General features: G+C 43.8%; 11 protein-coding genes. 2 read left to right on the forward strand and 9 right to left on the reverse strand.

The features are described from left to right. Positions 1-171 precede the first annotated feature (171 nt). Positions 172-807, forward strand: a complete 636-nt coding sequence (locus AC4MCD_RS10345) for a YqiJ family protein (RefSeq protein WP_419363275.1) — start codon at positions 172-174, stop codon at positions 805-807. Between the two features lie 51 nt (positions 808-858). Next, positions 859-2,577, forward strand: a complete 1,719-nt coding sequence (locus AC4MCD_RS10350) for a flotillin family protein (RefSeq protein WP_034704966.1) — start codon at positions 859-861, stop codon at positions 2,575-2,577. Between the two features lie 101 nt (positions 2,578-2,678). Here AC4MCD_RS10350 and sucD read toward each other — a convergent pair whose 3' ends face one another. From sucD to sdhC, 9 genes are all read right to left on the reverse strand, one after another. Continuing rightward, the gene (gene sucD / locus AC4MCD_RS10355) at positions 2,679-3,569 is read right to left on the reverse strand and encodes a succinate--CoA ligase subunit alpha (RefSeq protein WP_005234623.1); all 891 of its coding nucleotides are present in this window, start codon (positions 3,567-3,569) and stop codon (positions 2,679-2,681) included. Positions 3,570-3,580: 11 nt separating this feature from the next. Beyond that, on the reverse strand, positions 3,581-4,747 hold the full coding sequence (gene sucC, locus AC4MCD_RS10360) for an ADP-forming succinate--CoA ligase subunit beta (RefSeq protein WP_004782971.1): 1,167 nt from the start codon (positions 4,745-4,747) through the stop codon (positions 3,581-3,583). A gap of 177 nt (positions 4,748-4,924) precedes the next feature. Then, a complete protein-coding gene (gene lpdA, locus AC4MCD_RS10365; protein ID WP_099337078.1) occupies positions 4,925-6,358 on the reverse strand; it encodes a dihydrolipoyl dehydrogenase in 1,434 nt (477 codons plus the stop codon). A gap of 60 nt (positions 6,359-6,418) precedes the next feature. Beyond that, positions 6,419-7,639 (reverse strand): 2-oxoglutarate dehydrogenase complex dihydrolipoyllysine-residue succinyltransferase, encoded by a 1,221-nt coding sequence (gene odhB / locus AC4MCD_RS10370; protein ID WP_005234619.1) that lies wholly within the window; start codon positions 7,637-7,639, stop codon positions 6,419-6,421. An 18-nt stretch (positions 7,640-7,657) separates the two neighbouring features. Then, a complete protein-coding gene (locus AC4MCD_RS10375) occupies positions 7,658-10,480 on the reverse strand; it encodes a 2-oxoglutarate dehydrogenase E1 component (protein ID WP_005234618.1) in 2,823 nt (940 codons plus the stop codon). Positions 10,481-11,302: 822 nt separating this feature from the next. Next, on the reverse strand, positions 11,303-12,013 hold the full coding sequence (locus AC4MCD_RS10380) for a succinate dehydrogenase iron-sulfur subunit (protein WP_004782977.1): 711 nt from the start codon (positions 12,011-12,013) through the stop codon (positions 11,303-11,305). 14 nt (positions 12,014-12,027) lie between these two features. Beyond that, positions 12,028-13,926, reverse strand: coding sequence for an FAD-binding protein (locus tag AC4MCD_RS10385; protein ID WP_419363269.1), 1,899 nt, complete (start codon positions 13,924-13,926; stop codon positions 12,028-12,030). A gap of 12 nt (positions 13,927-13,938) precedes the next feature. After that, the gene (gene sdhD, locus AC4MCD_RS10390) at positions 13,939-14,301 is read right to left on the reverse strand and encodes a succinate dehydrogenase, hydrophobic membrane anchor protein (protein WP_067728971.1); all 363 of its coding nucleotides are present in this window, start codon (positions 14,299-14,301) and stop codon (positions 13,939-13,941) included. After that, the gene (gene sdhC, locus AC4MCD_RS10395; protein WP_419363266.1) at positions 14,301-14,699 is read right to left on the reverse strand and encodes a succinate dehydrogenase, cytochrome b556 subunit; all 399 of its coding nucleotides are present in this window, start codon (positions 14,697-14,699) and stop codon (positions 14,301-14,303) included. Before sdhC ends, sdhD begins: the two co-directional genes overlap by 1 nt. Between the last annotated feature and the right edge of the window lie 14 nt (positions 14,700-14,713).

Below are 14,713 nucleotides of genomic sequence, written 5' to 3' on the forward strand. Positions count from 1 at the left end.
CGACATTTATTTGTAGCTAAGAAAAGCTCATCACATATTGTTAAATTTTGGATTTTATCAAGCTATCCCAATAGGGAATTTTGTTGTTTTTTGCTTACAATTTTATTAATAACTGTTATCTTTAACAGGGTCATAAAATTTCTATAAAACCATAATTAGAGACAGAAACTCATGTGGGAACTGTTCACTCATCCTTCCAACATTGTATTTAGTATCAGTTTAAGTCTGATGCTGATGTTTGCTGCCTTGGAATGTGTCTTGCTGATGCTGGGAGGTGGCTCCCAGAATATGTTCGAACAATTTCTGCCTGAAGAACCGCTTCACCCGGAAGTAGGTGTTGATCAGCATACTGGCCTGTTCAATAAAGTATTCGACTGGCTTTATCTGGGTCGCCTGCCTCTCTTTATCTGGCTCATTATTTTCCTGACCAGTTATGGTCTGAGCGGACTATTGATCCAAGGCCTGTTCGAACGATTTACCAGTCAGCTTTTAAATGCATGGATTATTTCCCCTGCCTGTTTATTTTTATGCATGCCGATTGTACGTGGGCTGTCCGTGCTCGCTGCCAAGATTCTACCCCAAGATGAAACCATCGCGATCTATAGCGATGAACTGATCGGACGAACCGCCACGATTATTCTGGGAGATGCCAAAGCTAACTCCCCTGCTCAGGCCAAAGTTCAGGATCAGCATGGTAAGACCCATTATGTGCTGGTCGAACCTGAACGCAATGAAATATTTAATCAGGGTCAGACAGTAGTTCTGACTCAAAAAACTAAAAATGGCTTTCAGGCTATTGAACTTTAATTAAACCAATTTCCTATAAAAACTAAGCTTGCCCAAAGAGACTCTATAATAATGCTAAATTTTGATTTATATAATGTTTTGATTATTGCGGGGATTATATTCGTTGGCCTTGTCACCTTCGGATTAATCATTGCACGTTTATACCGTCGTTCCAGTAAAGAAATTTCTTTTGTGCGTACCGGTTGGGGTGGTGAAAAAGTGATTCTAGGCGGCGGAGCTTTGGTGCTACCGGTGCTACATGAAATCATTCCAGTGAATATGAATACTCTGCGTCTGGAAGTCCGTCGTGCCGATGATCAGGCGCTGATTACCCGTGATCGCATGCGTGTCGATGTAATGGCTGAATTCTATGTGCGCGTAAAGCCTACTGCAGATTCGATTGCCACTGCTGCACAAACGCTTGGTCAAAAGACCATGTCACCAAATGAACTGAAAAATCTTGTGGAAGGTAAATTTGTCGACTCTTTACGCGCCGTTGCCGCTGAAATGGCGATGGAAGAATTGCATGAGAAACGCGTCGACTTCGTACAAAAAGTACAGCAAGTGGTATCTGAAGATCTACATAAAAATGGTCTGGAGCTTGAAACTGTTTCTTTAACAGGTCTGGATCAAACCGGCTTTAAATACTTCAATCCGCAAAATGCGTTCGATGCTGAAGGTTTGACCAAACTCACTGAAACCATTGAAGATCGTCGCCGTAAGCGTAACCATATTGAACAGGATACAGATCTGGCCATTAAAGCCAAAAATCTGGAAGCTGAACAAGCACGTCTGCAAATTATCCGTGAAGAAGAATATGCCAAACTGCAACAGGAACGTGAAATTTCAATTCGCCGTGCTGAACAGTTAGCCGAAATTGCCGCTCAGGAAGCTGCAAAAAAGCGTGAGGCGGAAGAAGCCCGTATTGCTGCTGAACGTGAAGTAGAACTGAAACGTATTTTGGCGGCTCGTGATGTTGAAAATGAAAACATCCAGAAAGCCCAGCTCATTCAAAAAGCTCAAGTTGAACAGAAGAAAACCATTGAACTGGCTGAACAGGATCGTGCGATTGCGATTGCAGAAAAATCCCGTGCTGAATCTGAAGCCAAAGCTTTAGCTGATCAGGCACGTGCTCAAGCGGTTAAAGCGGAAGAAGAAGTCGTCACTGTCCGTCAGATCCAGCAGGCTGAACGTCAAAAAGCGGTTGAACTGGTTGCAGCTAAAGAACAGGCTGAGAAAGATGCGATTGCTATTACCGTCGCAGCAGAGGCTGGCAAACAGGCAGCAGCTGATGATGCGGAAGCAGTTCGTATTGCCGCTGAGGCCGAAGCTGAAAAAGTTCGCTTGAAAGCCAAAGGTGAAGCGGATGCAAAAGTCTTACTTGCTCAAGCGATGGAGAAACAGTATCAGGTCGATGCTGAAGGTACTCGTGCTGTGAATGAAGCAAATAATGTACTGTCATCTGAACAGGTGGAAATGCAAATCCGCCTAGCCATGCTGAAATACTTGCCTGAAATCATTCGTGAAAGTGTTAAGCCTATGGAAAACATTGATGACATCAAGATTTTGCAAGTCAATGGTTTACATGGCACACATGCGGGTTCTTGTCAGGCAGATGCCCATCATGAAGGCAGCAATGTTGCCCTCTCCGATCAGGTGGTGAATAGTGCTTTGCGTTATCGTAGCCAGGCACCTTTAATTGATAGTCTGATGAATGAATTAGGCATTCAGGGCGGTGACATCAATGGCATGACCCAAAGCCTGAAAGCTAAAGCTGGTGTAGATAACTAAATACTCAATTTTCGAGTTATCATCTAGTTAGATTTTAATTTTCTTTTGTAGCAATTATAAAAAAGCCCTCAATAATGAGGGCTTTTTATCAGCTCAACAAATTAAGCCAAACCTTTTTCTTTCAATACCTGGAGCATGGTTGAACCCAACTCTGCAGGACTACGTGTATACGCCATTCCCGCGCGTTCAAAAGCTGCAAATTTCTCTTCAGCAGTTCCTTTACCGCCAGAAATAATGGCACCTGCGTGACCCATACGCTTACCTTTCGGCGCTGTTACACCAGCGATATACCCTACCACTGGCTTGGTCACATGTGACTGAATATACTCAGCTGCTTCTTCTTCCGCAGTACCGCCAATTTCACCAATCATGATAATGGCTTCAGTTTGCGGATCTTCCTGGAACAGTTTCAAGCAATCAATCTGGTTCATGCCTGGAATCGGATCACCACCGATCCCGATACAGGTAGACTGACCTAAACCAAGTTTTGTGGTTTGTGCAACCGCTTCATAAGTCAAAGTACCTGAACGTGAGATAATACCGATCTTACCTGGCTGGTGAATATGACCCGGCATGATGCCGATCTTACATTCACCTGGCGTAATGATGCCCGGACAGTTTGGACCAATCAGACGCGTGCCATTACCATTGGTCTCCAGATAACGTTTGGCTTTCAGCATATCCAGTGTTGGTACGCCTTCAGTAATCACCACGATCAGTTCAATACCTGAGTCAACAGCTTCTACAATAGAATCGAGGACAAAAGGTGCAGGCACATAAATCACAGAAGCATCAGCTTGAGTTTCTTGCACCGCTTCACGCATGGTATTAAATACTGGCAAATCCAGATGTGATTGACCGCCTTTGCCCGGTGTTACTCCACCAACCACTTTAGTGCCATAGGCAATAGCCTGTTCAGAGTGAAATGTACCGTTCTTGCCTGTAAAGCCTTGGACTAAAACTTTGGTGTCTTTATTAATTAATACGCTCATTGTGATACTCCTTAAGCTTTTACTGCAGCAACAATTTTTTCTGCAGCATCGGCCAGGCCATTTGCAGAAATCAATTTCAAACCAGATTCATCCAGTAACTTGGCACCAAGCTCGGCATTGTTCCCTTCAAGGCGAACAACTACAGGCACAGTGACATTCACTTCCTGAACCGCTGCAATAATTGCCTCAGCAATCATGTCACAACGTACAATTCCACCAAAAATATTAATCAAGACACCTTGTACAGAAGAATCTGCCAAGATAATTTTAAACGCTTCAATTACACGCTCTTTGGTTGCACCACCGCCCACATCCAGGAAGTTGGCTGGCTGGCCACCATACAGTTTGATAATGTCCATAGTTGCCATCGCAAGACCGGCACCATTGACCATACAACCAATATTTCCCTCTAAAGCAACGTAGTTCAGGTCAAATTCAGATGCTTTCAGTTCACGCTCATTTTCTTGTGATTTATCACGTAAAGCAGCAACTTCAGGCAGGCGGTACAGTGCATTCGAATCAATACCGACTTTGGCATCGACACAGAGAATGTCACCATTTTCACGTACAGAGAGTGGGTTAATTTCAAATAAAGCAAAATCATTTTCAACAAAAGCTTGATAAGCAGCTGTCATGACTTTAACAAATTGATTGATCTGGCTATCTTTTAACTTAAGTGCAAATGCCACTTCACGTGCTTGGAATGGCAATAAACCCACCAAAGGATCAACTTCTACTTTAATGATTTTTTCAGGATTTTCTTCTGCAACTTTTTCAATTTCGACACCGCCTTCTGTGGATGCCATAAAGGTAATACGACGGCTAGAACGGTCAACCACCGCACCCAAATACAATTCACGCTCAACCGGATACACATCTTCAGACACCAGAATGCTATTGACTGGCTGACCGTTTGCATCGGTTTGATAGGTCACTAAACGTGAACCAATAATCTGATTGGCATATTCAGCTGCTTCTTCAGCCGACTTTACCACTTTTACCCCACCTGCTTTGCCACGACCACCTGCGTGAACCTGCGCTTTTAATACCGCAAACTTCCCACCAAGCTGCTCAAAAGCATGTACTGTTTCCTCAGCATTGGTAGCAAGAATACCTTCTTGTACAGGCATCCCATATTTTTTTAATAACGCTTTTGCTTGATATTCATGTAAATTCATTGATTGACCTTTTACTACTTTTCACTTTGTTATTCGTGCGTCCCAATATCTTGTGGCGCCGGGCAACATCGATATTGGAAATTATAGAGACGATGTGCTAATTCTTATTTTTAGATGATTATTCAAACAAATACAACCATCAAATGTAAAAGAGCGGCCGGAGCCGCTCTTTTTAGATTACTTACGCTTGCGTTGAATCGCGTGAATGGCACGGCCATCCACGGCAAGAGCCGCTTCATGTACGACTTCAGAGAACGTTGGGTGACCGAAAGTCATCAACTGTAGGTCCTCTACTGAAGAAACAAATTCAAGAGCGATCATACCTTGGTGTACGATATCAGACGCAGCAGGTCCAATCACGTGCATACCCAGTAGACGGTCAGTTTTTGCATCAGCAACAAACTTCACGAAACCAGCATTTTCGCCCGCAGCCATTGCACGACCATTCGCAGCGAAACCGAATTGACCCGTTTTAACTTCGTGGCCTTTTTCTTTCGCCTGCTCTTCTGTTAAACCTACCCACGCCGCTTCTGGGTGAGTGTAGATGACAGAAATGATCGTATCGTAGTTGACTTGTGCAGCATGACCGTGAATACGTTCAACTGCCATTACACCTTCTTCCATTGCTTTATGGGCAAGCATTGGACCACGTACCAAGTCACCAATTGCGTATACGCCTTCAACAGAAGTTGCACACCAATCGTTTACTTCAACCAGACCACGTTCAGTGAGTTTAATGCCTGAATCTTCAGCCAATAGGCCTTCAGCATAAGCACGACGACCAACACAAACGATCAACTTGTCGAAAGTTTGAGTTTTGTCTTCACCACCTTGAGTGTACTGAACAGTAACTTCACGACCGTTCACTTCAGTACCAGATACTTTCGCACCAACGCGGATATCCAGACCTTGTTTAGTCAATACTTTTTGGTAGTCTTTCGCCAATGCCTTATCAGCCATTGGTAAGAATGCGTCCATTGCTTCAAATACAACAACTTCAGCACCAAGACGACGCCATACTGAACCAAGTTCAAGACCGATGACACCTGCACCGATGACACCAAGACGTTTAGGTACTTCCTGGAATTCAAGCGCGCCAGTAGAGTCAACAATGATGTCTTGATCTACAGGAGCAACAGGAATATTTACAGGTACAGAACCAGTCGCAAGAATCACGTATTTAGGTTCTAAAACTTGAGTTTCGCCTTCGTGTGAAACGAACTCAACTTTTTTACCAGCAAGCAATTTACCAGTACCTTTTAACCATTCAACGCCATTACCTTTCAGCAGGCCGTCGATACCCATGGTCAATTGGTTTACGATTTTGTCTTTACGTGCAAGAAGTTTTGCAAGATCAAACTTCACTTCACCAGTCGTAATACCGTGATCATCTAAGTGATGAACAGTATCTTCATAACGGTGAGAAGAATCTAGAAGTGCTTTAGAAGGGATACAACCCACGTTTAGGCAAGTACCGCCTAAAGATGGTTTACCTTTATGAATACGTTTTTCGATACAAGCAACTTTGAAACCAAGTTGCGCAGCACGAATTGCAGCTTCGTAGCCACCTGGGCCACCACCAATTACAACTAAATCGAATTGTTGAGACATTATTCTCTCCAAAAATGGGCCTAGAGGATCACCCTAAGCCCATGGATTTATTCTTTAGAATTAAAGATCAAGGATCAGACGAGCTGGTTCTTCTAACAATTCTTTGATTGTTACAAGGAAGCCAACTGCTTCTTTACCATCGATTAGACGGTGGTCATAAGAAAGCGCTAGGTACATCATTGGCAAGATTTCAACTTGACCATTCACTGCCATAGGACGTTCCTGAATTTTATGCATACCCAGGATCGCAGTTTGCGGCGTGTTCAGGATTGGAGTTGAAAGTAATGAACCGAAAGTACCACCGTTGGTAATTGTGAACGTACCACCAGTCATGTCTTCAATCGCAAGTTTACCTTCACGCGCTTTACCAGCGTATGCACGGATACCGTTTTCAACTTCAGCATAGTTCATGCGGTCTGTATCACGAAGAACAGGAACCACTAGACCACGGTCAGAAGAAACTGCTACACCGATGTCATAGTAACCATGGTAAACAATGTCGTCACCATCGATAGATGCATTCACTGCTGGATAGCGTTTCAGTGCTTCAGTCGCAGCTTTAACGAAGAATGACATGAAGCCTAGACGCGCACCATGACGTTTTTCAAACGCTTCTTTATACTGGTTACGCATTTCCATGATTGGTTTCATGTTTACTTCGTTGAACGTCGTCAACATTGCTGTTTCTTGAGTTGCAGCAAGCAGACGTTCAGCAACACGTTTACGCAGACGAGTCATTGGAACGCGTTTTTCAATACGTTCACCAACCGCAACGCTTAACGGTGCAGCAGCAGGTGCTGCAGGTTTAGACTGATGGTTCGCAACATCTTCTTTAGTGATGCGACCGCCACGACCTGTACCAGATACGTCAGCAGCATTGATACCAGATTCAGTCAATGCTTTACGTACTGCTGGAGCCTGGTCTTGAACCTGTTGACGCTCAACGATCGGTGCATTACCCGCTTCAGTTTTTGCAGCAGCTTGCTCTACTGATGCTTCAGTTTCAGATTGAACTGCTTGAGTTTGAGTTGCGCCAGATACAGCACCCTCTTCAAACTGTGCAATCACTTCAGCAGAAAGCACTGTATCGCCTTCATTTTTAACGATTGATGCAATTGTACCGTCTGCAGGAGCAACAACTTCTAAAACAACTTTATCAGTTTCAATATCACAGATCACTTCATCACGTGATACTGCTTCACCTGGTTGTTTGTGCCAAGTTGCGATCGTACCGTCCGCAACTGACTCTGGAAATACCGGTGCTTTAATTTCGGTTGCCATTATTTAGAATCTCCTGGATTATTCAGCATCGATCGCTAGAGCGTCGTTAACGAGCTGAGCTTGTTGTTTTGCATGCAAGTATGGTGAACCACACGCCGGTGCAGCTGAAGCTTCACGGCCTGCGTAACTAATACGGATTTGTTTGCCCGCTTTCATCACATCGTCATATAAACGAGGCGCGATGAACAACCAAGCACCTTGGTTTTTCGGCTCTTCTTGTGCCCAAACTAGTTCTTTCACGTTTGGATACTGAGCAAGAACTTCTGCAAGACGTGCTTCTGGGTACGGATACAATTGTTCAATACGTACAATTGCAGTGTTGTTCAATTCTTTTTCACGACGTTTTTCAACCAGATCGTAGTAAACCTTACCACCACACAGTACCAGACGGGTTACGTCTGCTTTGTTGATGTTATCTACTTCGTCGATCACAGTCTGGAATGTACCGTTTGCCAGTTCTTCCAGGTTAGACACCGCTAACTTGTGACGAAGCAATGATTTAGGTGACATAATGATCATTGGTTTACGGATCGGGCGGATTGCCTGACGACGTAACGCGTGGAAGATCTGTGCAGGTGTAGTTGGAGTCATCACTTGCATGTTGTCTTCAGCACATAGTTGCAAGAAACGTTCCAGACGTGCAGATGAGTGCTCAGGACCTTGACCTTCAAAACCGTGTGGCAGAAGCATAGTCAGACCACATACACGTTCCCATTTGGTTTCACCAGATGAGATGAACTGGTCGATCACCACCTGTGCACAGTTTGCAAAGTCACCGAACTGAGCTTCCCAGATGATCAGGCTCTTAGGAAGAGTCGTTGCATAACCGTATTCAAATGCCAGTACTGCCATTTCAGACAATAAAGAGTCATAGATCGCAACACGCGGTTGGTTCTCTTTGATATGGCAAAGCGGGATATAAGTTGAACCATCTACCTGGTTATGCAGTTTTGCATGACGGTGTGAGAATGTACCACGACCCACGTCTTCACCAGTTAAACGAACCAGATAACCATCATCTAGCAGTGATGCATAGGCTAGAGTTTCAGCAGCACCCCAGTTCAGTGGCATTTCACCAGTTTGCATTTTTAGACGGTCGTCAATCACTTTAGATACCTGACGCTGCATCACGAAGCCTTCTGGAAGCTCACGCATTTTGCGGCCAAGCTCTTTAAGACGTTCTAGATCACAAGTAGTATCCCACTCGTCTGTGTATTCATGACCCAGGTACGGTGTCCAGTCTACGAACATTTTCTTGTTCGGCTCTAGAACTAGTGCATTGGCTACATGTTTACCTGCTTCAAGATCAGAACGGTATTGTTCAACCATTTGATCTGCAGTAGCGCGATCAAGCACACCTTCTTGAACCAGTTTGTCAGCATAAAGCGTACGAGTTGTCGCTTTTTTGTTGATCACTTGGTACATCATTGGCTGAGTTGCAGCTGGTTCGTCCGCTTCGTTATGACCACGACGACGGTAACAGAACATATCAATCACAACGTCTTTACGGAAAGTATGACGGAAGTCATGTGCAAGCTGAGCAACAAACAACACAGCTTCAGGATCGTCACCATTTACATGGAAGATCGGTGCCTGAATCATTTTCGCGATGTCAGTACAGTATTCTGTAGAACGTGCATCACGTGGATCAGATGTGGTGAAACCAACCTGGTTGTTCACTACGATATGAACTGTACCACCTACTGTGTAACCACGAGTCTGTGACATCTGGAAAGTTTCTTGGTTTACGCCCTGACCTGCAAATGCAGCATCACCGTGAACAATCACTGGTAACACGTCATCACCGCCAATGTCTTTACGACGTACTTGACGTGCACGTACAGAACCTTCAACTACAGGTCCAACGATTTCAAGGTGAGATGGGTTAAACGCCAATGCCAAGTGAACTTCACCACCTGGAGTCATTACGTTAGAAGAGAAACCTTGGTGATACTTAACGTCACCAGAACCTTTCTTGTGTAGTGATTTGCCTTCGAACTCACCAAACAGGTCAGCCGGGTTTTTACCCATGATGTTAACCAGAAGGTTCAGACGACCACGGTGTGGCATACCGATCACCACCTCTTTACAGCCTACAGAACCGGCACGCTGGATCAATTCATTCACCATAGGAATGAAAGACTCACCACCTTCAACACCAAAACGTTTTGCACCTACGAATTTATTACCGAGGTATTTTTCCAGACCTTCAGCCGCAGTTAAACGTTCAAGAACATGTTTTTTCTGATCAGCACTCAGGCCATATTGACCACGTGCGCTTTCAAGACGTTGCTGGATCCAGCGTTTTTCTTTGGTATCCACGATGTGCATGTATTCAGCACCGATAGAGCTACAGTAAGTCGCTTCCATCGCTTGGACCATTTCGCCCAAAGTCGCTGCTTCCTTACCAATCGCAAGGTTACCGGTATTGAATATAGTGTCTAGATCAGACTGAGTTAAACCGTGCGCAGAAAGATCAAGATCTGGCACAACTTCACGCTTAGCCAGACCTAATGGATCCAATTTTGCTTTTTGGTGGCCACGGTTACGGTACGCAGCAATCAGCTGTAAAACGCCAATTTGACGACGTTCATGCTCTGAACTTACTGTCGATTGGATAACAGGCTGAATACGGCTTGAATTGCGACCTAAAAGTAGGAATTGCTCACGTACATTGCTGTGTGGTTGATCACCTTTTGGGAATTTATCGAAGTACGCTCTCCAGTCAGCACCCACTGAGTCTGGAGCAGTGAGGTACTGCTCATAAAGTTCTTCAATATACGCTGCACTATCAGCGGAAAGTTCAGTGTCAAGACGCAGAGCGTCAGCAACTTCTTGCATTTGTGGACCCATTTCCTATTGCAAAAACATTTTCAGGATGCTTTTTAAGCAAAACCCAGGATTAGTAATGTCAAATTGATAATTCAACATTAGTCCCCCATAAGGCATAAGCCATGAGGCGTTATCACCACACCAAGAAAATTCTTGATATGTTTAATGAACAATAACGCCCCTCAGCGGCATCATCACTCATTGAATACCCGATCGTGACCGAGCAATTTTTTGCAAATCGACTTAGAAAAAACAAAGATTTAAACTATATTTTTTCTAAAGCGACTTTGACTTACATTTATATACCAGTCTCAACTTCTTTCGTGTTTAAAAAATGTACATCAGCCCACACATTTTTTAAATATAGTCTTGTGCTAAATGCTATCACGATCTCGACTAATCAATTGATTTTTTTGACGAGGAACGCATGTTTTTTAGTCAAATACTTCCGTCAGAAATTACTCTAACATAGGGAGCTTTAAATGAAAAACACATTCAGCGTAGACTAAAGTCCTACATCTTTTTGATAAACAAAAAGAGAGTAAATCTTCCAATCCACTCCCTTTGCAACTTTGCGTTATATAATAACATTATTGAAAACCTTTTTCAGTCCAGAATTACATCTAAAAATCATAAATACCTCAAACAACATCATAATAGTGCATAAATCCGACCAGAATGCTCTGCAATGATTCATCACCCGATTTGATCATATGAGATACAGCACCAATAACAGCAGTTTTCACGACCACTGTTCATTTATGGAGCCCTATAAAGCAAAAAGCACACCAAGTGGTGTGCTTTTTGAAAAACTGTTGATTGCAGTCTAAATTAGCCAGCCATATCTAGAAGCATGTTACGGATGTGACCGATTGCTTTAGTAGGGTTCAAGCCTTTAGGACATACAGATACACAGTTCATGATACCTTTACAACGGAACAGAGAGAACGGATCGTCAAGACGAGCCAGACGCTCTTGAGTACCTGTATCACGCGAATCGATAATGAAACGGTATGCATTCAATAATGCTGAAGGACCCAAGAACTTGTCTGGGTTCCACCAGAATGATGGGCATGAAGTTGAACAACATGCACAAAGAATACATTCATACAGACCGTTCAAGTGTTCACGTTCTTCAGGAGACTGCAGACGCTCTTTAGGAGGCGCAGGCTGGTTGTTGATCAAGAACGGATGAATCTTGTTGTACTGATCGTAGAACTGGTTCATGTCAACTACAAGGTCTTTAATTACTGGAAGACCAGGTAGCGGACGAATCGTGATTTCATTTGGTAAATCATTCAGGTTCCAAAGACATGCCAAACCGTTTTTACCATTGATGTTCACGCCATCAGAACCACAGATCCCTTCACGGCATGAACGACGGAATGTCAAAGATTCGTCCTGTACTTTTAATGCAAGAAGCGCATCAAGCAACATACGGTGCTTATCAGTCAGTTCAAGCTTAAAAGTTTGCATGTACGGTGCTTTATCCTTATCAGGATCGTAGCGGTAGATATGAAATGTACGAGTACCTCTACTCATCTTAAATCTCCTGATTAGAATGTACGTGGTTTCGGTGGAATTGCATCAACCGAAAGTGGTTTGTAACGCACTGGCTTGTACTCAAGACGGTTATCAGCAGAGAACCACAAGGTGTGTTTCATCCACTCATCGTCACGACGGCCATATGGATACTCTGGGTGATCTGGTGGTAATTCAAAATCTACCACAGTGTGAGCACCACGACATTCTTTACGTGCAGCAGCTGAAATCAAGGTCGCTTTAGCAACTTCATACAGGTTTTCAACTTCTAGAGCTTCAATACGTGCAGTATTGAATACTTTAGATTTGTCTTTCAAGTGAATGTTGCGAACACGCGGCTCAATTGCAAGAATTTGTTTTACACCTTCTTCAAGCAGCGCAGTTGTACGGAATACACCCGCGTGGTCTTGAACGATGTCACGGATTGCATCAGCAACTTCTTGAGCATTCTCACCAGTTGTTGATTCATCCAGCTTACGAACACGTTTAATTGTGTTTTCAAGCACAGTTGTAGGAAGCGGTTCATATTCATCACCGTGGTGTTTAGTCACGTAGTCGATGATGTGCTGACCAGCAGCCTTACCAAATACAACCAAATCAAGCAGTGAGTTTGTACCTAAACGGTTTGCACCGTGTACAGATACACATGAACATTCACCGATCGCATAGAAGCCTTTCACTGGTTTAGTGAAGTTGCGACCTTCTTGGTTAGTAGAATAGGTATCAGTATTCTTGTCGTAGTTCGTTACTAGAGCTTCAGATTCTGGAGACTCAGGAACAACTACCTGACCATGAATATTTGTAGGAATACCACCCATTTGGTAATGGATTGTAGGTACTACAGGAATTGGCTCTTTAGTAATGTCAACGTTCGCGAATTTCTTGCCAATCTCGAATACAGATGGCAGACGTTTCATGATGGTGTCAGCACCCAAGTGAGTCATATCAAGAAGGATATAATCACCTTTAGGACCACAACCACGACCTTCTTTGATTTCCTGGTCCATAGAACGTGATACGAAGTCACGAGGAGCCAAGTCTTTCAGAGTCGGTGCATAACGTTCCATGAATGGTTCGCCGTCTTTGTTACGAAGGATTGCGCCTTCACCACGACAACCTTCAGTTAACAATACGCCTGCGCCCGCAACACCTGTCGGGTGGAATTGCCAGAATTCCATATCTTGTAATGGAATACCCGCACGAGCAGCCATACCAAGACCGTCACCAGTGTTGATATATGCGTTAGTCGATGCACGGTAAACACGACCAGCACCACCTGTAGCGAACAATGTTGCTTTTGCTTGGAATACTGCAATTTTACCTGTTTCTTGGTCAATTGCTGTTACACCAAGGACATCGCCTGCTTCGTTACGAATAAGATCAAGTGCGATCCATTCTACGAAGAATTGAGTACCCATTTTCACGTTGCTTTGATAAAGCGTGTGAAGAAGTGCATGACCTGTACGGTCGGCAGCAGCACAAGCACGAGGAACAGCTTTTTCACCGTAGTTCGCAGAGTGACCACCGAATGGACGTTGGTAAATTGTACCGTCTGCGTTACGGTCGAATGGCATACCTAGGTGTTCAAGTTCGTAAACGACTTGTGGCGCTTCGCGAGTCATGAACTCGATCGCGTCTTGGTCACCTAACCAGTCAGAACCTTTCACTGTGTCATAAAAGTGGTAGTGCCAATTATCTTCTTGCATGTTACCAAGAGATGCACCAATACCACCCTGTGCAGCAACAGTGTGTGAACGTGTTGGGAATACTTTAGTCAGTACAGCAACTTTTAAACCAGCTTGAGCAAGTTGGTAAGATGCACGCATACCTGAACCACCACCACCAACGATGACAGCATCGAAAGTTTCGTGTGGAATATTTGTGTAATCTTCTTTAGGGTTAATTGCGCCCATGATCTCTTCCTATCAAGCCCAGAAAATCTGGATTGCCCAGATTGCGTATGCTAATACAGCGATAATCACTGCCGAAGTCAATACAATGCGTAAACCTGATGCTGATGGACCCATTTGACGAGTAGTCACATAGTCAGTGAATACTTGCCACATACCAATCCATGCATGTGCAACAAGAGAGAAAACTGCCAATAAAGACATAATCTTCATTGGAGTTGTCATCATAAAGCCATACCACTGTTCGAAGTTGAAACCACCATTACAAAGGATCCAACCAAAAACAACAACAGTATATACAGCCAATACAACTGCACTCACACGTTGAAGAAACCAATCGCGAGAACCTGAACCCGTTAAACCAGTAGCACTTTTCATTAGAGTACGATCCATACAAATGACGCAACGATACCGATTGCTGACAAGATTAATGCGATAGTAGCTGCAGTACGACCACTTTGCAGTTCTTCTGCTACACCAACGTCAGCAAGTAAATGCTTAACACCAGCGATGAAGTGGTAGATTAAACCAGCGACAAATACCCATACGATGAAGCGAACAATGAAACCATTCATGATTTCTTGCACTTGCGCAAAACCTTCTGGAGAAGACAATGACTTGTCCAAAATCCATAAAAGTACCGGTACGAGTAAAAATACGATGACACCTGAAAGACGGTGTAGAATTGATGCAATAGCCACGGGTGATTTTAAGTTTACTTCTAAAACTTGACCCATGGACAAATTGACAGGTCTGTTGCTTTTCACAGCGGGCATCCTGTAGTTAAAAA

This window comes from Acinetobacter sp. CAU_H_78 (genome assembly GCF_058599365.1).